The sequence below is a fragment of the Gimesia alba genome, from assembly GCF_007744675.1.
GTDB lineage: Bacteria > Planctomycetota > Planctomycetia > Planctomycetales > Planctomycetaceae > Gimesia > Gimesia alba.
Map to the genome: position 1 here is coordinate 4561656 of NZ_CP036269.1, position 20401 is coordinate 4582056.

The following is a 20401-nucleotide window of genomic DNA, read 5'->3' on the forward strand; positions in this document are numbered from 1 at the left end:
TCAAACAGATTAATCTAATGTGAGAAAATCAGCTCTCATAGTCAACTCGAACCAGATACAGCCCGCAAGCAGGCGCCGTCGCTCCCGCCTGTGAACGGTCCATGGAAACAAGAATCTTCTGTACATTTTCTGGCATCCAGCGGCCTACGCCGACTTCAAGCAACGTCCCGGCAATCGCACGTACCATATTGTATAAAAAACCATCCGCCACAATATCAACGGTGATAAATTCCGCAGGCAAAGATTCGCTTTCGTTCGTTTGCTTTAGCATTTCTGCCCCCCAGACGGGCCAGACCGACGTGCGTTGCACCGTCAACTCCTGAATAGTCCGTACACTGGTCGCTTTATTCGGAAAGTGAGATTCGAAACAACGGAAATCGTGCTTGCCCAGCAAAAACTGAGCAGCCGCGTGCATCTGCTCTGCATCTAATGGTCGGCCGAATTCACAAACATACCGTTTCAGAAAAGGATAACCAACGCCCGTATTATGAATTACATAACGATATCGTTTGCGGACCGCCGAATACGTCGCGTGAAATGTCGCATCGACCTCTTCCACCTCTCTCACGCAAATGCTGTCCGGCAAAAATCGCTGCAATCCCGATTGAATGTTCTTACAGGGAATCGCAGACGTCGTTTGAAAATTCGCCACCTGCCCCAGCGCATGTACGCCGGCATCCGTGCGTCCCGCCACCAGCACGCCGCTTTTCTGTTGCGTCAACTGTTCGATGGCCGATTCCACGCACGCCTGCACTGAGTGACCGTTCGGCTGCACCTGCCAACCGGCATACTCCGATCCATCATAGGCCAGCGTTAGTTTGATGTTTCTCATGAACGTTCTATCGTCAGCTTTCAGCAGATCCGAAATGGCAGAACAGGACAGCTTGAACTCGCCTTAGAGACCGAGCTTTTCTTTCCAGTAACCCCACTGTTCCTGCACCGGTGCCTCGCCCCCCGAACCGAAACTGCACAACGCCGCCATCGCGTTTCGTGCCCCCAGTACCTGATAAATATCGTCTTCAATTTGCGGGCAGGCTTCCTGTAACTCTTCCAACGAAAGATCAACCAGTCGGCACGAACGTGATTCGCAGAGCGCCACCAGCTTGCCGACGATACCGTGACCTGTCCGCATGGGAGTCCCTTTCTTGATCAGGTACTCCATCAACGCGGTCGCATCAAGGAAGCCGTCTTCCAGTTTCGCGGCAATCGTATCCTGCTGCAGCTCGGCCCCTTCGACCATCGCTGCCGCCAGTTCCAGGCAGGCGGCCACCGTATCGTAGGCATCAAACAGGGCCAGCTTGTCCTCCTGCATATCGCGGTTATACGCCATCGGCAGTCCTTTGAGCAGCACCAGAATCTGCTGCACATCGGCAATCGGTCGGGCCGACTTGCCACGAATCAACTCCAGCACATCCGGATTCCGTTTTTGCGGCATGATCGACGAGCCGGTGGTAAACGCATCGGGCAGTTTGATGAAACCGAACTCGGTTGAAAACCAGGCGATCCATTCCTCGGCCCAGTTGCTCAAATGCGTCGCTACCAGCGCCATACAGAAACAGAACTCCGCCAGGTAATCCCGGTCACTCGAAATATCCAGACTGTTTCGCGCGACATCGGTGAACTCAAGCAACTCTGCAGAATAGTGTCGGTCGATCGGCAGTGACGTTCCCGCCAGTGCCGCACCACCCAATGGAGAAACATTCACCCGCTTCAAACAATCCGCCAGACGCTGACGATCCCGGTCAAACTTCTCGCAATACGCGAGCCAGTAATGGGCGGCCTTCACTGGCTGCGCCCGCTGCAGATGCGTGAAGCCAGGCAGAACGAGAGCCTGGTCCTTTTCACAACGTTCGACAAATGCCACCTGCAGATCTTTGAGCAAACCGTCAATCCGCTGAATCGCTTCGCGGGTGTAAAGTTTCAAATCGGTCGAAACCTGATCGTTACGACTTCGCGCGGTATGCAGTTTACGCCCCACATCGCCCACGCGTTCGGTCAACGCACTTTCAATGTGCATGTGGATGTCTTCGAGATCAAAGCGAAACTCGAACTCGCCCCGTTTAATTTCTCCGCCGATCTGTGTCAGTGTTTCAACAATCTGCTGACATTCGTCATCAGTAATCAACCCCACCTTGGCCAGCATGCGGGCATGCGCCTGTGAGCCTTGAATGTCCACCGCCGCCAGTCGGCTGTCAAAACTGATCGATTCTGTAAACGCTTCAACACGTGCATCGGTCTGCTGTTGAAATCGTCCTCCCCAGGCTTTTGCGGCCACGGTGTTTCTCCACTGCAATTCAAAAGTGATTGTAAGTCCCAGCGTCGCTTGCAGTATTGTTCAAACGACGCATAGGCAGATTAATCTGCGGGCCGCCATCCATCAAGCCGACCACTAGCCCGGAGTCAGAATGACACCATAATTTATGCATTTTCGCCGCAGAATCGGGATTTTTGTTGGTAAATGGTCTATTTGTCCCCCTACGATGGATTTCAGCGTTTTTCGAGTTGAAAAGTGAGACGCCACCATGCGTCTCGCGTTCCGAGTTCAAAAAGTACAGACCATGAAAAACATCCTGACATTCACCCTGACCGTCTCCGTCATTCTGATCAACAGTGCGCACCAGACTTCTACTGCCGCCATCGAAGCGTCGAAACCAGAGCTGTACTCTGCAAAACAGGACACAGCGCCGACCTGGACCATTGGGATTTCACCAGCGCCCGGCCTGAATTCTTACGCCACTCGCGAAATCCAGTTTTCTCTCGCATCAAATCAGGTACTCACCTCATCCACCAAAAAATCAGACGATACAATCGTGATTGTCCCCCGTGCCATTCCCGAAGTCGCAGCGAAACCGGAATGTGCAAACTGTAATCGTCCAAGGCGGAGAGCAATGAACCGCAGTGCGTATTGCCATTCCTGGCCCTGGTCGCGTCGCTCCTATTTTGCCAATCTGCAATTAAGTCCCGCCCAGTATATGTATAGTGATTTCATCCGATCCAACTGGTTTGGTTCTCCCTATCCAGGACACTCTTTCTACTATAGTGGTTACCGCCCGTCGTTTCGTTTTGGTTCGCTTCAGTTCCGAGGCTTCGGCAATTATGACCGTATGTATAACCCGCGGATTATTCCCTTCGGTTATCAATACGCAGGATCACCCACTTACTATGCCGCACTCGCACTGACTTCGATGTTTCCCTCGCTTCCCTGATTCCGTAAATCACGACGAAATCCGGTTTTGTCTGGTCCCCTTACGCCTGAATTGATAGAATGAGAGCCTGAAGCACTCCAATCATCTTCCACAGTTTTTGATGGGTCGAGCAGATGGCTGAACTATTTCAAAGCGGGATGTGCGCGCCTCACTTATTAAATCGACGGCAGGCAATGCAAATCGGCGTCGGACTGTTTGGTCTGAGCTTGCCGGAATTTCTCAAAGCCGCAGCCACTTCAGGCAAACCAGATGTTTCCTGTATCTTCATCTTCTTAGCCGGCGGCGCAAGCCATTTTGAAACGTTCGACCCCAAACCGGATGCCCCCTCAGAAATTCGTGGCCCCTGGAAACCGACCAGTACCAGTGTTCCCGGCACCTTCATCTGTGAAAAACTTCCTCTGCTCGCCCGCCGCATGGATAAAGTCGCGTTGATTCGCTCCTGGCAGGGCAAAAGCGGCTCACACAGCACCGGCTCACAACATGTGGCCAGCGGTTTTTATCCCGTGGGCAAACAGTACTTCCCTAACTTCGGCTGTCTCGTCTCTTCCCTGTATGGCAGTCGTGTCCCGGGCGTACCGCCGCACCTTGGTCTGCCTGTCGCCGCCCGCTATACCGATCCCCCCGGCTATCTGGGCACCGCCTATTCAGCCTTCGACCTCAAAGGCGATCCACAGAAACCGGAGATGGAACTGGGCGGACTGAACCTGTCGCGTGTCCGGTTTGAAGATCGACTCTCGATGTTATCACAGTTGGAGAATCTCAGCCGCTTGCAGACAGTCAAAAACGCACAGCTGGAATCGGTCGATAAATTCACCGAAGAAGCGATAGCGATGCTCACCAGTGGCGCGATGCAGAAAGCGGTCAACCTGGAAGAGGAGTCTATCCAGACGCGCGAACGATATGGCGACAACATTTATGGCCGCCGGGTTTTGCTTGCCCGTAGATTGATTGAAGCCGGCGCGCGGTTCGTCACCATCAATCAGGCAGTTCAAGGTGGCTTATTCGGAAATGCCAAAACCAACGGCACCTGGGACAATCACGGCTGGCTCTTCGATTCGATGATGTCGTTTGCCAGTCGCCCCGCGGGCATGCCCGGCAACAAACGCTGGCACAGCTATTCAGGCCCTGGCAATGTTCCTCAATTGGATATGTCACTTTCTGCCCTGCTGGATGACCTGGAGGAACGAGGTCTGTTAGACACGACATTGGTCGTCGCGATGGGCGAATTTGGTCGGACTCCAAAAGTCAATGCCACCGCTGGCCGCGACCATTATCCGAATGCGGGCAGCGTACTAATGGCCGGCGGCCCGGTTCAACGCGGCACTGTCATTGGTGCCACCGACCGTAAAGGAAGCCTGCCCAGCACACGCCCCTGTCGGCCGGAAGATATCGCTGCTTCGATCTACCATGCCATGGGCATTGACGCCCATCAAACCTACTTCCCCCGCCTGCCACGCCCAACGCCCATCGCATCGGGTCGGATCATTGAAGGTCTGTTCTAAACGTTCATCGACAAGCCAAAACGGACTGAGTTTCAGAAATCTCAAATCCCCCTTTTCGAAGGGATTGCATCCGCTGATCGCTCCTGATAGGTTTCTTGTTTAGCGCGAGATCTATTGCGGAGTGATAAAATTGTTTAAATTATTAACAAATGAGCCCCCGAAAGCCGTCGTCCTGGTGAGTGGCGGTCTGGATTCGGCGACGACTTTAGCAATCGCGGCGGACGCCGGTTTTGAATTGTACGCCCTCTCGTTTGACTACGGTCAAAGGCACCGCCACGAATTGGAAGCAGCCAAAAAAGTCTGCGAGTCGTTCAACGTCAAACAGTTTGTCATCTTTCCGCTCGACCTGCGCGTCTTCGGCGGCTCAGCCCTCACGGCAGACATCGAAGTCCCCAAAGACCGGAGCGAACACGATCTGGAGACCGGTATCCCCATCACCTACGTTCCCGCACGCAACACCGTGTTTCTTTCGCTCGCTCTTGCGTGGGCGGAAACGCTGAATGCCTTCGATCTCTTCATCGGCGTCAACGCCGTCGATTACAGCGGCTACCCGGACTGCCGCCCGGAATTCATTGAAGCGTTTCAGAAAGTCGCTTCGCTGGCGACAAAAACCGGCGTGGAACATTCCGGGAACTGGCAGATTCATACCCCGCTGATTTCACTGACCAAAGCCGAGATCATCAAACAGGGTATGGCACTCGGCGTCGACTATGGCCTGACGCACAGCTGCTACGATCCCCTTCCCGATGGCACCCCCTGCGGCCACTGCGATTCGTGCCAGCTCCGCGCCAAAGGCTTCGCTGAAGCAGGCTTCGACGATCCGGCTTTGAAATCCAGTTAGGTCGTGTTTATTTAATGATTTTGAGTGTAATTCTCAGGAAAGCGCACTCACCGCGATCGGTATTAACCGCGTCTAACGCCGTGCGGCTGATCTTGTCTGCAGCAATTAGCCGAAGGGCGTTAGCCCCGGTTTCTCTCATTTGCTAAGACGCATTCTAATTCAGAAACACGACTTGGCCATTTCAACTGGACGGTTTCAGTTCCCACCCCGGTTCGGTCACCGGTGGTGTCTCTGAGGGCTCAACCAGTTTGCCGTATAGATCCGGACGTCGTGCGCGGATATAACGTCGTCCGCCGGCTTGTCCCAGTTTTTCCTCAGTGCAGAGGGCAATGGTGATGTCGTCGCCCAGTTTGGTACATTCTCCAATGATCTCGCCGAACGGATCTAAAATCATTGACAGACCCGGTTTGACTTCCTGATCATCTATGCCAACCGGATTTGTGAAGATAGCATAGACCCCGTTATCATAGGCCCGTGCCGGATCAACCAGACCGCGGCCCGGCATCACTGACGGCAGACAACAGGTCACATGAGGCATGAAGATGATGTCTGCTCCCAGCATCGCCGTCATCCGCACGTTTTCGACCAGATTATTATCATAACAGATCAGAATCCCGCAACGACAACCCCGTACATCAAACACAACGTACTCATCACCGGAAGAGAGATGCGAATTCACGAACGCGTGCAGCTTGCGAAAGCGGGCCAGCAGTTCAGTTCCATCCACGCAAATATACGTATTATAAACTTCCCCCTGATCGACTTCGAACAGACCGGCCAGAATGGGAACGCCGACTTCCTCTGAAATCTGCATCAATTCCTGCGTACTCGGCCCGTTTGGAACAGGCTCGGCCAGGTCTATCAGTTGCTCTTTGGAAAATGATTGCACAAACGTGTAAGCCGGGATACAACACTCGTGGAAGCTGACAATTTCCGCCCCCTGCTCGACCGCCTGGTGGGCGAGCTCACGAATCCGTTGGAGGTTATAGGCTTTGTCGCCATTGCGGTGTTCAAACTGGACGGCGGCGATCCGGATATCTCTCATTGGGTTTTTGCTCCTGATTTGATAAACTGTCAGACAACTTATCTTACTCTGCACTATTCCATCGATAAAGGGATTTGAAGAACTAATGGGAACGCAATTTACGAATGAATCCATTTCCTCTCTCTCAGCAAACTGGCTGGTCATCGGCCTGGCCGAGTCGGCTCCGCTAAGGACTACGGTTGCTCAACTGGATGAAACATTAAACGGGTTGATCTCACGCCTGATCGAAAGCGAAGATTTCACCGGCAAACTGGCAAGCACAGCCTCTCTGCTCGGCTTAACGGAAATCAAAACACCGCGAGTCCTGCTGGTTGGCTTAGGCCCTGATGCTGAGGTCTCTCTGGCATCGCTGGAAAAAGCGATGATGACTGCAGCCCGTACGATTTCGACCAAACAAAATACAACGGCAGCCGTTTTGATTCCCGAGCTGGAAAACAAGTCGCTTTCGACAGAACAACTAGCGTGCGTGGTGACGTCGGCCATGCTGGTCGGCTCCGTCGGTCAAGATCTCTACCGCCAGGAAGCATCCCGGTTTCCTTTTCAAGATTTGCTGATTGTCGGCACCGAAACAGCTGATCAAAGTGCCTGCCAGCAGGCCGTAGAACGCGGCACGATTTTAGGGGACTCGGTCAATCTGGCACGGGAAATGGTCAATCGACCGGCCGCGGATATTTACCCAATCAGCTTCGCCGACCGCGTTGTTGAAGTCGCCAAAGAATTTGGACTGGATTCCGAAATCCTGGATGAGAACCAGCTCGAACAGGAAAAGATGGGATCCATGCTGGCCGTCGCACAAGGCAGCGATCAACCACCGCGTCTGGCTATTCTCAAACATGCAGGCGCCGATCCCTCTGCACCAACGCTGGCCCTCGTCGGAAAAGGGGTCACCTTTGATAGTGGGGGACTCTCGATCAAACCCAGTGACGGCATGAAAACCATGAAATGCGATATGGGCGGCGCTGCTGCGGTACTAGGCGCCATGACCGCCATCGCCCGACTCAAATTGCCCGTCAACGTGGTCGGCTACATGGGACTGGTTGAGAATATGGTAAATGGCTCATCTTATAAATTGGGCGATGTCCTGACGGCACGTAACGGTAAAACGATTGAAGTGTTGAATACCGACGCCGAAGGCCGCCTGGTCTTAGCCGATGTGCTCACATTCGCCGTTGACCGTGGTGCATCTAACATCATCGACCTCGCGACACTGACAGGTGCCTGCGTTGTTGCATTGGGCGAAGAAGTCACCGGCGTCTTTTCCAACAATGCCGACTGGTCCCAAGCCGTTCAAGATGCCGCGAAAAACAGCGGTGAAGATGTTTGGGAAATGCCAATGTTTCCGCAGTTCGGCGAACAACTCAAAAGCGATGTCGCCGACCTGAAGAATATCGGAACCCGCTGGGGCGGTGCGATTACTGCCGCCAAGTTCCTGGAAAACTTTATCAACGAGACGCCCTGGGTGCACCTCGATATCGCCGGTCCGGCGTTCGCCGCCGCGAATCTGCCTCATCGTGAAGGGGGCGGTACCGGCTGCATGGTCAAAACGCTGGTCGAAGTCGCCGGCCATTACCCGTCGAGTAAGTAAACGTAGCCCGCTTACTCTTCCGACTCTCTTTCGAGCGCCCCCAGATCTTTCAAGGATTTTGCGGGGCGTTCTTTCGTTCCCCGGGGGCCTTTGAACTGTTTTTGAATCGGGAAATTTTTCTGAACCGCTTCCGGCAATAGGCCGTTTTTATTCAGACACGCCGATTTTGCCGTCAGAAAGAACAGATTCTTTTCTTCATCCTGAAATCCGGGATCGTCGCCGGAATGAATTTCGTGCTCCGAGCTCACATTCCCGAATCGGCTGGAATGAGCGGCTTTCCAGCCGGCTTTGATCCAGTTGTAGCTGAGACTGGCGGTCCCTTTTTCATCTAGAATCGAAAAGCTGTTGCCTGCCTGTGTGGTATAGAGAATGTTATTGCGGCAGTCCAGATGTTCGCTGTTCGTCGATAGTAAAACCAAAGTCGAAGAAGGACGGCGGGTGACAACCGTGTTGTTATAAAAGAAGAGCGTTCCTTTGCGATACGCACTCTCATCACCGCTGTCGCCACCGTAGTGGACGATCTGACTGTTGGAATCCTCTTTCCGTTTGATCAGCACATTGCCATACACATAAGTCGATCGATAGCGGGGATCATAACGAATCGTATCGCCGCCTTCGGAATCAACGAGGTCGAGTTGACGATTGCCGCTCTCAATCCAATTGTAACGCACAACCAGACCAGCCGAGCGATCTTTGAGATTATTACCCAGACAGTCTTTGCGCAGGGGCCCCAGGTAATTTCCCTGAAAGGTAATCCCGGCGGCTTCCGTGTAGACATTGTGTTCATAATAGCTGTCTGCGATGCCGTTATGGTAGATCGAACAGTTTTCGATCAGCAGATCTTTCGATTCGTAGGCTACAAACAGACCGTTTCCACAATCGTGCAGATAGCAGTTGCGAATCGTGATGTGCTCCCCTTTTTCAATAAAGATCGCAGCCGCATTCTGGAAATACTTTTGTAAACCATCCGAGCTGAAATAGAAAAAAGAGGGCCGCGCGCTGCGGATATCCAGATTTTCAATCACAATATACGCGGGCATGGTATCGGCCGGATCGCGAGCGCCACCAATTTTGATGATGCCCCGCTGTTCGCCCCAGAAGCGTAACTGCGGCCGTGTGACTGCTCGTCGCCCATCGATCACGGGTAACTCTCCCTTGTCGGAAGGAATTCCCTTAACCACAATCGGTTTGTCTTTGGTTCCCCGACGACAAAGAACCCACTTGGCATGATAAGGCCGAGGCCGCCAGTGGATACGCACTTCATCACCGGCGTTCAGACTTTCCCAGGGAACTTTTTCGACGGTAAGAATTTTCTGTTCGGGGCCGACGTCGTAAATCGTTGCTTCAACCTGTTTCGCAAACGTGCTGAGGAAGCAGAACATCAGCAGGATCAGACAGGGAAGCGTGCCAAACCAACTCTGTTGAGGCTCCCTCTGATTTGTGAAATCACGCTGAAACACCCAACATCTCCTTGAGAGCGTAACGCTCTTGACTGACGGATTCACAAGGTGTTTTAAACCATCAGTCGCGTTCCATTAATGAATCTGTGCTGGCACCCATTGTACTGGACGTGCTCCCGGATTGGGACTGGCACTACTGGGGATTGTCGTCGGAGTGTGTAATAATGCCGGTGGTACATACGACATCGGCTCTTCCGCGGCAGGTGCGGGAGCCGGTTTGTTGATGACTCCATTGTGCCCGTGTTCGGGAACAGGTGTAATTTTCTGTGGCACAACGGTCGTTGGTGCGGGCGAAGCAGGCGAACTCATTTCGGGCATCATCGATTCGTTCATGATTGTCCCACCTTGCTCGTTCATGAATGTTCCCCCTTGAGGTCCACAGGTCGGACAACTCGACTGGGGTGCATAAGTAGGGGTGGGATACGAATTCATGGGATACGTTTCCATCGCCCCCTCATCCGAACCGTAACTGAAAGTACCGGAAGACAACATCCCCGGTAGAGACGATCCAAAACCACCGCTGCGACAAGGATCACAGGTATTGCATGTATTACACGGATCACACATATTACAACAATGCTTTTGCATTCTCTTTGCGCGGTGCTTGGAAAGAGAGCATTTGATATCATCCATGAAATTCGTGGGGCCATACATATCGCCGCTACAGACCATGCCGGTCGCAGGGTCATAATAGCCAGGGCCAGCACAGCCGGTTAAGGGCAGACACAGTAAAATTCCCGCACTTAGTTTCAGCAACGAATTCATTTTGAAATCCGGTCAATCTCAGAACGTTGAAATAGTAATTAACTCGCAGTTTGAAATCGGGGCCTTTTTGAAAAGGAGTTCCCAACATCTCATTGATCGGTCTTTCAAAATGTTAACCTTTAACGATTATGTAAATAATGACGATATTTCTCATAAAAGAGCCTACTGTCGATTTCTATCACTAACTTATTTCACTGCAATACTATAAGAACGGTCTGATATGACGGAGCAGGAACAGATACAACTGGGAAAAATTGGCTTTCGGGCCATGTGGCGATTTGGGGGACTGACTCCCTGGGATTTGATCTATCAATCTGTCCGAGGATACAACCACCACAGACTCAGTGCCCACAGCGCGCAATTTGCCTATTATGCAATTTTCACGCTCTTCCCCCTGTTAATGGTCATCATCGCCTGTGTGGCACAACTGCCGATCAAAGGCTTGATTCTCAGCATGGAAAATGCCATCAACCAGGGTCTGCCGTCAAACGTATCAAAGATGTTGTTCGATCAGATCGCAGACATCCAACATAAAACGACCATCAGCCTGATCACCGGCGGCGTGTTCCTGCTCTCTCTGGGAGGCACCCGTCTGTTTCTCACGATGGGAACCGGCCTGGATGCCGTATTCGAAGTCGACCGCCGTCGCACCTTCTGGAAATCAAGTGGTCTGGCGTTATTACTCACGTTTGGCGTGTTAATCCTGTTACTGCTTGCGATGATCCTGCTCGTCATCGGCCCGGAACTGGCACGATTATTACTGGCGAACTTTTACGCGCCCTGGCTACACCTGCTGCTGTCAGCCGGCACACGCTGGTCGGTTGCCTGCGGTTTCATGCTCATTTCCACATCAGTCATCTACTGGGCTGTCCCGAGTGTGAAACTCCCTTGGAAAATCATTACCCCTGGCAGTCTGTTTGTGGTCATCAGCTGGGTCATCATGCTGCAGGGTTTCCGAATTTACGTCGAGAACATCGCCCACTACAACGAAACCTACGGTACTCTGGGGGGATTTATCGTGCTCCTGGTCTGGCTCTACCTGACCGGTGCCATCCTGATGATGGGGGGCGAGATCAACGGCGTCATCTACCGCGCTGCCAAAATGAAAGCAGACGGCGTTTTGAAATGATCTGAGAGCGGAACTGGGATCGGCTGTCCATGCATCATCCGCAAACAGACGTGCCAAAGATGCGAAATCAAAGCACTTCATTATTGACGAAACCGGATGCAAAATCATAAAATAAACACATAAAAGATCTTTTATTGTTTATTCGCACAAAGGATCCGCATGATGTTCCGTGTTGAATTTGGAAAAACGGGTAAGTACTGCGATGGCGTCAATCGGCGTCATTTTCTACAGGCGGGTGTCGCCGGAATGGGGGCAGCCAGTCTCTCTCAAATTCTCCATGCAAAAGCACAAGCCGAGCAAAGCGGGGCCGCAAAAAAAGATACGTCTGTCATTCTGCTCTGGCTCGACGGCGGCCCCAGTCATTTGGACCTGTATGATATGAAGCCCGATGCTCCCAGCGAGACCCGGGGAATCTGGAACCCAATCCACACCAACGTGCCGGGCATGGACATCACCGAAATGTTTCCACTGCAAGCCAAGTGTGCGGATAAGTTTTCCATCGTTCGTTCGCTACATCACAATACCGGTGACCACTTCACCGGCGGTCACTGGATGCTCACCGGTCGTGGCGGCGTGAGTGGCGGCAGTACTCCTGGCCGCAATCCTTCCATCGGTTCCATGGCGACCAAAGTCCTCGGACCGCGCGATCCCAGCATGCCCTCCTATGTTTCCGTCCCTTATGCATCGAGCATTGGTTTGCGTCCCGGTTACTTCGGCGGAAACTTCCTGGGAGTGCAACACGATCCCTTTATCACCGGCTCCGATCCCAACAATAAAAACTTTCAGGTCCAGAATCTGAATCTGGCGAATGGATTATCCATCCAACGCTTGAAAGATCGCAAAGAACTGCTCAAAACATTCGATACGCTTCGTAAAGACGTGGATCAGTCGGGCATGCTCAATTCCATGGACCGGCTGGATCAGAAAGCCTACGAACTGGTCACCGGCGATCGAGCACGCAAGGCATTTGATATCAATTCCGAAGATGACAAAATCCGGGATCAATACGGCCGTCATACCTGGGGACAAAGCGTGTTGCTTGCACGTCGTCTCGTCGAAGCAGGAACTACGTTCGTCACCGTTCACTTTGGTGGCTGGGATCATCACTGGAATCTGAAAAGCGGTTACGAGAGTTATCTCCCCCGCGTCGATCAGGCAGTCAGTGCCCTGTTTGAAGATCTCTCCCAACGCGGCATGAGCGAAAAAGTGCTGGTCGTGCTCTGTGGTGAATTCAGTCGTACGCCCCGCATGAACGATGGTGGTAATGGCGGCCCTCCCCTGAGTAAAGGAACGCCCGGCCGTGATCACTGGGGCAATTCCATGTTCTGCCTGATGGGCGGTGGCGGCGTCAAAGGGGGCCACATCATCGGAGCCACCAATCGACTGGGAGAAGCTCCCGCCGATCGACCGGTGCGACCCGGACATATTCATCACACGATTTACCGCGTGCTGGGTATGGACCCCCAGATCCACTTCCCCGATCATTCCGGCAGACCAACGGTTGCCATTGATCATGGTGAAGTCATCCACGAACTCTTTTAAGCTACCAGCGAACAGATTGTCTTTCATCGTGTCACAAATGCCAACAGAACCACAGCCCCCTGCAGCCGGAGCATCAAAACGCCAGTGGGGCTGGTTCACATTCCTGACGGTCTCACTGGGACTGCTCTGGCTGGTCGTTTTTCCGCAACTGGCGCGCGTGCCACAGCTGCGTTCGGAAATTGATTTTCTGGAAGAGAAACAGATTGACCCGACCGCCATGTTCTATTCTGATCTCGAGACGATTGAGGATACCGTGCAAAACATCCACGATTTTCATCGGGAAAATCCAAACGCATTATGGTAAAGTAGATCGGTAAATGCCCCCTCTTCACAGAGAACGAATAGCGAGCGCCATTAACTGAGCCTGACGCATGGATCAAAATCAATTCAAAGAAGCATTGGCCGCCTTCCCGTCAGCGCAGGGAAAGACATTAGACAAACTCTCGCAAGAGCGGCCGGTCCTCGTCGTCTTTCTCCGGCATGGTGGCTGTCCTTTCTGCCGCCAGGTTCTGGATCAACTGCAGGCGTTGTCCGCTCAACTTGAACAGCAGAATCTGCAATTGGCCATTGTGCATATGATGAACAACGAGCAGGCTGAGAAATTATTATCCCGCTATGCCCTGCACAACGTGCAACATTTCAGTGACCCGGAACGCAAACTCTATGAGCTCTTCCAGGTCAAACGGGGGAACCTCTCGGAAACCATCGGGCCTGCCATCTGGTGGTCCGGTTTCAAAACGACCATTCTCTCCGGCTATCTGCCCGGCATTCCCGGAAAAGATATTCAACAACTGGGGGCCGCGGTCATTCTCGACAAGAGTCATGTCGTCGCCAGCCACTTCTCGCAAAACTCGGCGGATCTGCCAGACTGGGCTCAACTTCTGGCCTGCGAGATTCCCCGCGAATAATTCCACCTTGATTTCCCTTTCAAAACCGAACCTGCCATAATAGCCCAAAGAGCATAATTATTTCACTCAAAGCTCACCGTGAATTTACACTCCCGCATTAGACAGAAAAAGATGTCCGAATTCCCCAAAACGATTGACAATCTCGAACAGCTAGACGAACTCCTCAGCCGCCCAACTCCACGGGTGATCCAGGCACTAAAGCAAACGGAAGGAGATTTGATTCTGCTCGGCATCGCCGGCAAAATGGGACCGACGCTAGCCCGCATGATCATTCGCGCCGACGAAGCAGCCGGCATTCAACGTCGTATTCTCGGTGTAAGCCGATTCTCCGATGAATCGAGCCGACAGCCACTCGAAGACCTGGGCATTGAAACCATCAAGGGCGACTTGCTCGACACGGAATTTATTAACAGCCTGCCCGATGTCCCCAACGTCATCTATATGGCGGGTATGAAATTCGGTGCGACGGGAAATGAGTCGCTGACCTGGGCGATGAACACCTATCTGCCGTCCCTGGTCTGCAATAAATATCGTAACAGCCGCATCACCGCGTTTTCGACGGGAAACATTTACGGTCTGGTCCCCGCTTCCGGCCAGGGTTCCGTCGAAACGGATAAACCGGACCCAGTGGGTGAGTACGCGATGAGCTGCCTGGGACGCGAACGGATGTTCGAACACTTCAGCCGCACTTTGAAGATCCCGATGACCATCATTCGCCTGAACTATGCGACCGAATGCCGTTACGGCGTGCTCGTTGATCTCGCACTGCAGGTATATCAGGAACAGACGATTGATATTTCCATGGGCTACGTTAACGTGATCTGGCAAGGCGACGCGAACGCGATGACGCTCTGCGCCCTGCCCGACGGAACATCGCCCCCATTCAATCTGAATGTGGCCGGTCCCCAGATCTTGAAAGTCCGTGAGATCTGCGAACAATTTGGCACTCTGTTCGGCAAACACCCCAAATTCACTGGAACCGAAGCCGAAGACGCGTTACTCAATAATGGTCGATATGGACATCAGCGTTACGGCGCCCCCTTGGTCGAAGTCGAACAAATCATTGGCTGGATTGCCGACTGGATTCAGAACGAGCGTCCGTTGCTCGGCAAACCAACCCATTTTGAATCGCGCAGCGGCAAGTTTTAACATGGCCTCAACTCCGGCAAAAAAATGTATTCACACAGGAAAGCAGGATTGTGAACTCCTCTCTGATTACACAAACATTACAACAGGGAACTGCGATACCCGCACATCCTCTGGCACTCACGTCGGCCCGTAAACTGGATGAACGCCGACAGCGAGCGCTCTCACGCTATTACATCGCCAGCGGTGTCGGCGGTCTGGCGGTCGGCGTACATACGACGCAATTTGAAATCCGCGATCCGGGCATTGATCTCTATCAACCGGTCCTGGAACTCGCGTCAGAAGAAATGAACCGTGCTGACGAACAACGCAGCGTCCCCCTGTTGCGCGTTGCCGGCATCTGTGGCGATACTGCACAAGCCACGAAGGAAGCGACACTCGCCCGCGACACTGGATATCACTTCGGCTTACTCAGTCTGTCGGCACTGAAACAGGCCGATGAAGCAACATTGATCGCACATTGCAAAACAGTCTCGGACATCATTCCCGTATTCGGCTTCTATCTACAGCCCGATGTCGGCGGTCACCTGTTGCCCTACTCGTTCTGGCGTCGCTTCTGCGAAATTGAAAACATCGCTGCGATCAAGATGGCTCCCTTTAACCGCTATCACACTCTCGATGTGATTCGCGCTGTCGCGGAATCAGGTCGTGAAGACATCGCCCTCTATACGGGAAATGATGACAACATCGTGCTTGATCTCATCACTCCATTTCGATTTCAATCAGCGGGACAACAACTCGAACGCCGGATCGTCGGCGGACTGCTCGGGCACTGGGCAGTCTGGACCAGCAAAGCAGTCGAGATCCTCAAAAAATGTCAACAGGTCGCCAAGTCGGGAACTGCGATTCCGCTCTCCCTATTACACCACAACACCGAAGTCACCGACTGCAATGCCGTCCTGTTTGACGTTGCCAATCGTTTTGCGGGTTGTATTCCCGGCATCCATGAAGTCCTCAGGCGTCAAGGACTGCTGGAAGGCATCTGGTGTCTGAATCCCGATGAAACGCTCGGCCCCGGGCAGCTAGCCGAGATCGACCGGATTTATGAATCCTATCCGCATCTGAATGATGACGCGTTTGTGAAAGCGCATCTTGATGAGTGGTTGAGCGGCTGATCGGTTTGCATCCTCAGATGAGCAAAGATTGAGAGTGGAAGCAGACGACTGGTGTTCGTTTCCCTTCGACAAAACTTTAATCAAAAATCAATTAGATAGTTCATAACCCAAGTTTTGAGCCGGGGTTGACGATAATGAGATTACCGGTTAATTAATGGGTCTTCTCTCCTCAGAGGCCTCCCTCAACCGATCCTATTTTGTAAATCATATCCAGGTAAGCATTTACCGACGAAGGACCGTCAAAATGTTTGATGATAATACCACCCGCATTCTGCAGGAAGCAGTCAACGAAATGTTAGTCTGGGTCGGTTTTGGTACTTTAGTCGGTCTGGCAGCCAAAGCCATCATGCCGGGAAAAGATCCGGGTGGCGCGGTCGCCACACTGCTAATGGGCATTGGTGGTAGTGTTGTCGGTTGTGGCGTTCTCACGTTTTTCTGGGATGGAGCCCGCGTCACGCCGATCAGTACCCTCGGTTTTTTAGCTGCAACCGGAGGGGCGTTCATCCTGCTTTTCTTTTATCGCCTGCTGTCCGGCTCCTTTTTTGCCGAAGCAGAAGATGGCGAACGTTGGTTGCACCGCCGTCGCCGACGCCGTCGTTCACGCGAACTAGCCGAAGACACCTATTAAATCTCACACAAACAGGGCTCTCATTACCAATTTGCGACGAAACTGGTGACGATTTCGTTGTAATCCAGTTTGAGATAATTCCTGTCACTTGCTTGCAATACTTAACTCAATACAATATATACTCTTAGAAGTCATGGCCGAGTGGCGGAATTGGCAGACGCACGGGACTTAAAATCCCGGGTCCGTAAAGGGCGTGCGGGTTCGAGTCCCGCCTCGGCTACTTGACATCAAAGAACTTACGGCAATCTGCCAGAAGCCCCTTCTCTCTCGCCATTTCTCTTGGGGGCAATATGGGGGCACGAAGTCACTTGCATAGCGTTAGCGCATCTTTTTTTGGAATTACTTCGGCATCAAGTAACAATCCTGAAGCGAGGAGTATCATCCTCGACCTCTCCAGGCAGATACCTTTCATTAAACTGTCGTTCATCGACACAAAATGTCAACTTAGCTAAATCAGCTTTTGAATACCCTAACTCATTCAGATAGGTATTACATATTTTTTTAATGGTACTTGGGTACTCTTGGCTAATCAGTTCTGGTTCATTTTTTCGGTAACCCAATCGGCTCATCTGAGTGAAAAGGGTCTTGTGTTTCCTAGGCGTTATTGCTCCTACGTCTCTGGCCTTCATAACTAAAGCTTGCATCGAGACTCGCCAAGTTTGTTTCATCCTGGCGGCTTTAGCAAGGGTAAGCCCTGACAGAGATTCAACTATCTGGTCTGACGGCATCAAAAATTCACTTGCGAAACGGTCTGCTTCCTTTTCCACATCAGGTGTTGGTACTCGATGCATGATGATATGCCCAAGTTCATGTGCTAAAGTAAATCTCCATCGGTCTGCGGGTTGAAGTGTGTTTATAAAAAAAAGAGGGGGAGACTTTCTAGGCCAAAGACTTACGGCGGATAGTTTATCTGTTTCAAAATTTAAAGGAACAACTATTCCTCCAGCGTTTTCAATCAGTGCTACTAAGCTTTCAATCGGGCCAAAAGGCTTCCTCCACATACTGCGAACAATATTGGCGATATTTTCCGGATCTCCATACTCATCAATATCAAGTTGTTCAATCGTTGCTGAACTTTCGAATTGTACATTGTTAAGAAGCCGAGAAACCCCGATCCCAAGTACATTAATCCGATCATGAATCATGCTCAAAGTTTTGATTGGTAATGATTGACGTTTTCGGTGATACATACAGCAACTGCCAAAGCCTTGTGCATCCTGGTCAGTAAAGAAAAAATCGACGGGATAGTTCAAGTACCTCGCTATTCCCTCGACTTCATCGTCAGAAGGAGTTAAGAGTCCATCTTCCCATTTTGAAAGTTTACCTTGAGATATGCCCAGCAGTTTTGCCAGACCAGTTTGTGTTTCACCTTTAGAACCTCGTGCAAGCCGAAGCATTGCATTATTGAAATTTTGATTTGAGTTGCTAGGCCTTCTTGGCATCAGTAATCTTCCTATGTCGATATTTCATTATGCTTAATTTGATTGACTCCTTCTTTCTCCAGTTGGAGAGATCTGAATTTCAGGGAGTCCTTCATTTTCGTATATCTTCTTGGTGGTATCGACGCTGTTTACACCATCAATACTGTGGGCTTCATCATGAATCCGAACCCCCCAAAGAAGCTGAGGTCCTATCTGACTCGATACAGCGATCTCAGAAATTTCAGTTTCTATTGGATTAAGTATATAACCAATCGTCAATCGTGTTGCACTATTTACGAGACCAGGAATGTGTGAGTTTTTATACCACAGTCGAGCTTGACGATGACTAGAGTAAGCACTGGCTGGGACAGTGTAATCCGGCTGCAGCTTTTTAAGGCGGGCCACAATTTTTGTTCCACCGATATAAAGCTTAAAAAAATTGAGCTTTTCACAAATATGAATCTGCTGCTTCTCTCGATTTCTGAACATATTTTTCGCGTAGTCGACAGCTAAATCATTAACAAAACCACCTCGCTGCATTGGAGTAACTTTGTCGCGTGTAGCTGCAGGGATCTGACCTTGCCACTCATCCCAGGCACTGTGAAATACATAACAAAAATCATCATATAATGGGAGCATTAACTCACAAACTTCATCCTTGGAAAGCTGTCCTTCCGTGGCAAAACTGAACAATCCCATAGTATCCGTACCTCGCACAAAATGTCCAAATATGTGTTTTTTATTCCAATATATATTCCTGCGGATCTCAGTTTATCGTGTAACATTCTCTAGTCAAGTCTAATTTGCCACGGACAGCGATTGTGCGCATACCGCATTCGATTTTTCGACTTCTGCGAAAACCTTCGTTTTGAATTACTGTCCTGCATTTGATGAGTTTCGCGGACAAAAATGAGCGGTCGAGCTGATATGGATCAATTTCAGATCAGATCGAAGTGGCGCGAAACCGTTTAACGGTGGAATTAGGGTATGTATCGGAATACGTATGAGTTGACAGGATTACAGATTGAAATTCACGACTGTTGCTACAGCTTAACGACCAGCGTAACCGGGCGGCGAGGATACATGTTTATTTTAGATTCCGTTGGGTTTGGTGCTCCGATTCATGTATTTATTAGCCAGCACTTTTACCAGGTGATCTCGAAGTGTGTTAAGATCATCATAATATATCACGGATTCGGGATTCGCCAATTGGTGAACTGGCGTGCCTACAACCGCGAATACGAATACGGGCTTGCGTGATGCCTCGACTAGACCGAGTTCATAGTAGCAGCTTGGACGTTCGTTAGAGACATCGGCAACTACCAGATCGCAGTCTCGCAAGTCATCAAGCGTTTGATCGAGATTGAACTGGAAACCAGCATCTAGCGGGAATAAAGTGTCGAATCCAGAATCGGCAGCCGTCGTTTCAATTGTGGATCGCTTTGCGAGATATGTAGGATCGGATGCGACCGGCATAATGACATATATTCGTCGTATCATTTTGTCACTTCTTGAACTGTCTGGTTGAACGCCTCAAGCATAGAGTATGCCATAGACGCCAACACAAATCACTGTGATTGCTCCAGAAATAATCGTGAGGATGTAGATGAAAATGAACGCCTTCGGAATGAAGTATTCGATACCTGATGACTTAAGAGCCAAAAAACCCAAAGCTTTTGGCTGCTGGAGTGCCTTGATTTCTTGAAGACGTTCCCATTCTTTGTCAAAGGGAAGGAACGACTTCAGGTCTTGATGTTGTTCGGATTCAAAGACAACTAAAGGTGCCATCTTGGCTAAGACATCAAATTTCGCGTTGTTCAACGATTTGAAATCGCCGATTTGAGCAAGCCAATGGCGGCAAAAGACAATCGCCATGGTGGCGAGAATGACGACCGACACGATCCCGGGGATGAATGAGGTTGTGCTGACCAGCGCCCAGCGTGCGGTGAGAGCGATGCCGAGAAACATAGCCAAGCATACTGAGTAGTTCCAGCGGTTCGTATCGAGTCGACGGTCAGTGACACGTTCGGTCGTTTCATAGAACAGCTTGAATTCTTCAAATGATACTTTTGGTGGCAGTTCAGTCATATGACGGCTCATTACTGGCA

General features: G+C 51.3%; 20 protein-coding genes and 1 tRNA gene. 12 read left to right on the plus strand and 9 right to left on the minus strand.

The window, feature by feature from the left end; genetic code table 11:
* Nucleotides 1–28: 28 nt before the first annotated feature.
* Together truA and argH are read right to left on the minus strand one after the other, a co-directional pair.
* A complete protein-coding gene (gene truA, locus Pan241w_RS16890) occupies nt 29–832 on the minus strand; it encodes a tRNA pseudouridine(38-40) synthase TruA (RefSeq protein ID WP_145218117.1) in 804 nt (267 codons plus the stop codon).
* A 63-nt stretch (nt 833–895) separates the two neighbouring features.
* The gene (gene argH, locus Pan241w_RS16895) at nt 896–2275 is read right to left on the minus strand and encodes an argininosuccinate lyase (RefSeq protein ID WP_145218119.1); all 1380 of its coding nucleotides are present in this window, start codon (nt 2273–2275) and stop codon (nt 896–898) included.
* A gap of 283 nt (nt 2276–2558) precedes the next feature.
* Here argH and Pan241w_RS16900 point away from each other — a divergent pair, with 283 nt between their 5' ends.
* From Pan241w_RS16900 to queC, 3 genes are all read left to right on the plus strand, one after another.
* Complete coding sequence (locus tag Pan241w_RS16900; RefSeq protein WP_145218121.1) at nt 2559–3206, plus strand: hypothetical protein; 648 nt, start codon at nt 2559–2561, stop codon at nt 3204–3206.
* A gap of 113 nt (nt 3207–3319) precedes the next feature.
* Nucleotides 3320–4708, plus strand: coding sequence for a DUF1501 domain-containing protein (locus Pan241w_RS16905; RefSeq protein WP_145218123.1), 1389 nt, complete (start codon nt 3320–3322; stop codon nt 4706–4708).
* A gap of 130 nt (nt 4709–4838) precedes the next feature.
* Nucleotides 4839–5549, plus strand: a complete 711-nt coding sequence (gene queC / locus Pan241w_RS16910) for a 7-cyano-7-deazaguanine synthase QueC (protein ID WP_145218125.1) — start codon at nt 4839–4841, stop codon at nt 5547–5549.
* 181 nt (nt 5550–5730) lie between these two features.
* Here queC and Pan241w_RS16915 read toward each other — a convergent pair whose 3' ends face one another.
* Complete coding sequence (locus tag Pan241w_RS16915; RefSeq protein ID WP_145218127.1) at nt 5731–6594, minus strand: nitrilase family protein; 864 nt, start codon at nt 6592–6594, stop codon at nt 5731–5733.
* Between the two features lie 85 nt (nt 6595–6679).
* On the opposite strand from Pan241w_RS16915, the gene Pan241w_RS16920 reads away from it, so the two are divergent.
* Nucleotides 6680–8179 carry a leucyl aminopeptidase gene (locus Pan241w_RS16920; RefSeq protein ID WP_145218129.1) on the plus strand — a complete coding sequence of 500 codons (1500 nt, stop codon included), beginning with the start codon at nt 6680–6682 and terminating at the stop codon, nt 8177–8179.
* 11 nt (nt 8180–8190) lie between these two features.
* On the opposite strand, the gene Pan241w_RS16925 is transcribed toward Pan241w_RS16920, so the two are convergent.
* The gene (locus Pan241w_RS16925) at nt 8191–9639 is read right to left on the minus strand and encodes a right-handed parallel beta-helix repeat-containing protein (RefSeq protein ID WP_232107177.1); all 1449 of its coding nucleotides are present in this window, start codon (nt 9637–9639) and stop codon (nt 8191–8193) included.
* A gap of 75 nt (nt 9640–9714) precedes the next feature.
* On the minus strand, nt 9715–10404 hold the full coding sequence (locus Pan241w_RS16930) for a hypothetical protein (RefSeq protein ID WP_145218131.1): 690 nt from the start codon (nt 10402–10404) through the stop codon (nt 9715–9717).
* 220 nt (nt 10405–10624) lie between these two features.
* Between Pan241w_RS16930 and Pan241w_RS16935 the strand changes: the two genes are divergently transcribed.
* From Pan241w_RS16935 to Pan241w_RS16970, 8 genes are all read left to right on the plus strand, one after another.
* Nucleotides 10625–11533 carry a YihY/virulence factor BrkB family protein gene (locus tag Pan241w_RS16935; RefSeq protein ID WP_145218133.1) on the plus strand — a complete coding sequence of 303 codons (909 nt, stop codon included), beginning with the start codon at nt 10625–10627 and terminating at the stop codon, nt 11531–11533.
* A 159-nt stretch (nt 11534–11692) separates the two neighbouring features.
* A complete protein-coding gene (locus Pan241w_RS16940) occupies nt 11693–13075 on the plus strand; it encodes a DUF1501 domain-containing protein (RefSeq protein WP_232107178.1) in 1383 nt (460 codons plus the stop codon).
* A 37-nt stretch (nt 13076–13112) separates the two neighbouring features.
* Nucleotides 13113–13379, plus strand: coding sequence for a hypothetical protein (locus tag Pan241w_RS16945; protein WP_145218135.1), 267 nt, complete (start codon nt 13113–13115; stop codon nt 13377–13379).
* A gap of 67 nt (nt 13380–13446) precedes the next feature.
* Entirely contained in the window at nt 13447–13983 is a 537-nt protein-coding gene (locus Pan241w_RS16950; protein WP_145218137.1) for a SelL-related redox protein, read from the plus strand.
* 111 nt (nt 13984–14094) lie between these two features.
* Nucleotides 14095–15132: an NAD-dependent epimerase/dehydratase family protein gene (locus tag Pan241w_RS16955; protein ID WP_145218139.1), complete on the plus strand. Its 1038-nt coding sequence runs from the start codon at nt 14095–14097 to the stop codon at nt 15130–15132.
* A 50-nt stretch (nt 15133–15182) separates the two neighbouring features.
* Entirely contained in the window at nt 15183–16244 is a 1062-nt protein-coding gene (locus Pan241w_RS16960; RefSeq protein WP_145218141.1) for a dihydrodipicolinate synthase family protein, read from the plus strand.
* A 244-nt stretch (nt 16245–16488) separates the two neighbouring features.
* Entirely contained in the window at nt 16489–16872 is a 384-nt protein-coding gene (locus tag Pan241w_RS16965; protein ID WP_145218143.1) for a GlsB/YeaQ/YmgE family stress response membrane protein, read from the plus strand.
* Between the two features lie 135 nt (nt 16873–17007).
* A tRNA-Leu gene (locus tag Pan241w_RS16970) sits at nt 17008–17092 on the plus strand.
* A 130-nt stretch (nt 17093–17222) separates the two neighbouring features.
* Here Pan241w_RS16970 and Pan241w_RS16975 read toward each other — a convergent pair.
* The 4 genes from Pan241w_RS16975 to Pan241w_RS16990 form a co-directional block, all read right to left on the minus strand.
* Complete coding sequence (locus Pan241w_RS16975; protein WP_145218145.1) at nt 17223–18314, minus strand: helix-turn-helix domain-containing protein; 1092 nt, start codon at nt 18312–18314, stop codon at nt 17223–17225.
* Between the two features lie 33 nt (nt 18315–18347).
* Nucleotides 18348–18992 carry a hypothetical protein gene (locus tag Pan241w_RS16980; RefSeq protein ID WP_145218147.1) on the minus strand — a complete coding sequence of 215 codons (645 nt, stop codon included), beginning with the start codon at nt 18990–18992 and terminating at the stop codon, nt 18348–18350.
* Between the two features lie 393 nt (nt 18993–19385).
* Nucleotides 19386–19793: a TIR domain-containing protein gene (locus tag Pan241w_RS16985; RefSeq protein ID WP_145218149.1), complete on the minus strand. Its 408-nt coding sequence runs from the start codon at nt 19791–19793 to the stop codon at nt 19386–19388.
* A gap of 33 nt (nt 19794–19826) precedes the next feature.
* Nucleotides 19827–20381 carry a RipA family octameric membrane protein gene (locus tag Pan241w_RS16990; protein WP_145218150.1) on the minus strand — a complete coding sequence of 185 codons (555 nt, stop codon included), beginning with the start codon at nt 20379–20381 and terminating at the stop codon, nt 19827–19829.
* Nucleotides 20382–20401 lie beyond the last annotated feature (20 nt).

Excerpts from the sequence above, each read along its gene's own strand:
- truA (WP_145218117.1), bottom strand. The coding sequence starts at position 832 with ATGAGAAACATCAAACTAACGCTGGCCTATGATGGATCGGAGTATGCC.
- Pan241w_RS16900 (WP_145218121.1), top strand. The coding sequence starts at position 2,559 with ATGAAAAACATCCTGACATTCACCCTGACCGTCTCCGTCATTCTGATC.
- Pan241w_RS16905 (WP_145218123.1), top strand. The coding sequence starts at position 3,320 with ATGGCTGAACTATTTCAAAGCGGGATGTGCGCGCCTCACTTATTAAAT.
- Pan241w_RS16915 (WP_145218127.1), bottom strand. The coding sequence starts at position 6,594 with ATGAGAGATATCCGGATCGCCGCCGTCCAGTTTGAACACCGCAATGGC.
- Pan241w_RS16920 (WP_145218129.1), top strand. The coding sequence starts at position 6,680 with ATGGGAACGCAATTTACGAATGAATCCATTTCCTCTCTCTCAGCAAAC.
- Pan241w_RS16930 (WP_145218131.1), bottom strand. The coding sequence starts at position 10,404 with ATGAATTCGTTGCTGAAACTAAGTGCGGGAATTTTACTGTGTCTGCCC.
- Pan241w_RS16935 (WP_145218133.1), top strand. The coding sequence starts at position 10,625 with ATGACGGAGCAGGAACAGATACAACTGGGAAAAATTGGCTTTCGGGCC.
- Pan241w_RS16940 (WP_232107178.1), top strand. The coding sequence starts at position 11,693 with ATGATGTTCCGTGTTGAATTTGGAAAAACGGGTAAGTACTGCGATGGC.
- Pan241w_RS16945 (WP_145218135.1), top strand. The coding sequence starts at position 13,113 with ATGCCAACAGAACCACAGCCCCCTGCAGCCGGAGCATCAAAACGCCAG.
- Pan241w_RS16950 (WP_145218137.1), top strand. The coding sequence starts at position 13,447 with ATGGATCAAAATCAATTCAAAGAAGCATTGGCCGCCTTCCCGTCAGCG.
- Pan241w_RS16955 (WP_145218139.1), top strand. The coding sequence starts at position 14,095 with ATGTCCGAATTCCCCAAAACGATTGACAATCTCGAACAGCTAGACGAA.
- Pan241w_RS16965 (WP_145218143.1), top strand. The coding sequence starts at position 16,489 with ATGTTTGATGATAATACCACCCGCATTCTGCAGGAAGCAGTCAACGAA.
- Pan241w_RS16975 (WP_145218145.1), bottom strand. The coding sequence starts at position 18,314 with ATGCCAAGAAGGCCTAGCAACTCAAATCAAAATTTCAATAATGCAATG.
- Pan241w_RS16980 (WP_145218147.1), bottom strand. The coding sequence starts at position 18,992 with ATGGGATTGTTCAGTTTTGCCACGGAAGGACAGCTTTCCAAGGATGAA.
- Pan241w_RS16985 (WP_145218149.1), bottom strand. The coding sequence starts at position 19,793 with ATGATACGACGAATATATGTCATTATGCCGGTCGCATCCGATCCTACA.
- Pan241w_RS16990 (WP_145218150.1), bottom strand. The coding sequence starts at position 20,381 with ATGACTGAACTGCCACCAAAAGTATCATTTGAAGAATTCAAGCTGTTC.